Below are 1377 nucleotides of genomic sequence, written 5' to 3'. Positions count from 1 at the left end.
TCCCTCGCCCCGCGTCTCGATGAGCGTGACGACGACTTGCCAGCGGCCGGCGCTGTCCTGGCGCGGCTTGTGGGTCTTGCCCCCGACCACCAGTTCGTCGGGGCCGTCGGCCTCGATGCGCCTGCTGGCGAGCTTGGTGTTCCCCGAGACCGGCCCGCTGCACCGGTACACGACGTGACGCCCGCCCGAGGGCGTGGACTCGATGACCACCCGCGCTGCGAGCCCCGGGCACGCGGCCTCGACAGCGCCGCGCCACGCGCTGAACGCTTCGCCCCCGAGGTCGAAATCGATCATCTCCAGGTTGCCGGAGACCGCGCCGCAGACGATGCACAGCGCGGAGTGCCGACGCCCGAACCAGGCGCGAAGTTCCTCACACGTCGGCAGGCGCTCCTGGTAGACCTTCCACGCCGCGAGCGCCACCCGCTTGCCCTCGTCGTCCCTCACCGCCGGCAGCGCGCACAGGCCTGCGGCGACGCAGGCCTGCGCGTGCGACCGGATCGTGCCGTTCGAGCTGGGCGGGGGCGCTTCCGGCATCAGAATGGGATCTCGTCGTCGGGGATGCCGTAGGTGGTGCCGACCGGCTCGGGCGCGTCGGGCAGGCCCTCCTCGCTCTCCAGCCGCGGGGGCTTGTCGCCCAGGCGATGGCCGACGACGCGCTCGTACTGCTCACCGGCCTTCTTCTCGACCGTGATCCCCAGCGTCGGCGCGAGCGCGCCGGCTCGGGCCAGCTCGACTGCTTCCTCGACAGTCGAGGGCACGGGCTCGTGCGAACGTGCCCGCCACCAGGCCTCGGCCTTCTGCCGCGCGTAGCCGGTGTGCTCGAAGCAGACCCACTCGCGCTGCCAGCGGTTGAACCCCAGGCGGTACTCGACGCGCATGGTCGGCGGGGCCGACGGATCGTCGCGCTTGCGGTGGACGTGGTACGACGTCTCGCTGACGCGCTCCTCGGCGCGCGTCGCCTGGTCCGACAGGATGCCGACGCTCGCGGCGGTGGCTTCGTGCGTGCGCCGCCGCAGCTCGGGGAAGGCGTGCCCGCACTCCGGGCACGTCTGGTAGCCCGTCGCGATCAGGGCGTGGCACCGCGGGCACTCCTTCGCCGGCGCTTCCCCCTCGCCCGCCCCCGGCTCCTTCACGCGGACCGCGTCCACCGGGCCGTGCCGCAGCACGTTGCCGCCGAAGTCCAGGACGAGGCAGTCGGCCTTGCCGGGGTAAAGACGGAAGCCCCGCCCGACCATCTGGTAGTAGAGGCCCGGCGACATCGTCGGCCGCATCAGCGCCACGCAGTCGATGTGCGGGGCGTCGAACCCGGTGGTCAGCACGTTGACGTTGCACAGGTACTTCATCTCGCCCGCGCGGAAGCGGCGCAGCAGCTCCGCA

At 72.5% G+C, this 1377-nt stretch carries 2 protein-coding genes; both read right to left on the bottom strand.

Going from position 1 to position 1377, the window contains the following annotated elements; genetic code table 11:
* The coding region (locus KF816_17590) for a bifunctional DNA primase/polymerase (GenBank protein MBX3009842.1) at window positions 1-534 on the bottom strand (534 nt) is incomplete at its 3' end.
* The coding region (locus KF816_17585; GenBank protein MBX3009841.1) for a hypothetical protein at window positions 534-1377 on the bottom strand (844 nt) is incomplete at its 5' end. The genes KF816_17585 and KF816_17590, both read right to left, overlap by 1 nt.

The organism is Melioribacteraceae bacterium, assembly GCA_019638015.1.
Taxonomy (GTDB): domain Bacteria; phylum Bacteroidota; class Ignavibacteria; order Ignavibacteriales; family Melioribacteraceae; genus JAHBUP01.
The sequence above is the reverse complement of the archived record's forward strand: the minus strand, read 5'-3'. Positions and strand labels throughout refer to the sequence as shown.